The 276-nt window shown below is 71.0% G+C and carries 1 protein-coding gene; it reads right to left on the bottom strand.

The features are described from left to right. Positions 1–234, bottom strand: a 234-nt coding sequence (locus HKX41_11360; GenBank protein NNC24729.1) for a sulfonate ABC transporter permease, incomplete at its 3' end; no start/stop codon positions are given. Positions 235–276: the final 42 nt, after the last annotated feature.

The raw sequence follows: 276 nt of genomic DNA, 5'->3' as shown, positions 1-276 counted from the left end.
CGCGAACATGCGCAAGGTAGTGCGCAGGGCGTAGTCGGGCAGGCGTGCGGGATCGAGCGAGATCGGATCGGCGTGCAGCGCCGCCAGCGGCGCGCGGGTTTCCATCGCCGCGTGCGCCAGCGCCACGGCGCTGGCGATCAGCAAAGCGAAGGCGATCAGGTCATAGACGTTGGGCCACCAGCGCTGGCGCAACAGCGCCGGCGGCAGCAGCGAGAAGGGACGGAACACGGACATCGGCGTAGGCCTCGGTGGAGCGGAGCGAAGGCGCGCGGCGTG

The sequence above is a fragment of the Salifodinibacter halophilus genome, assembly GCA_012999515.1.
GTDB lineage: Bacteria > Pseudomonadota > Gammaproteobacteria > Nevskiales > Salinisphaeraceae > Salifodinibacter > Salifodinibacter halophilus.
The sequence above is the reverse complement of the archived record's forward strand: the minus strand, read 5'-3'. Positions and strand labels throughout refer to the sequence as shown.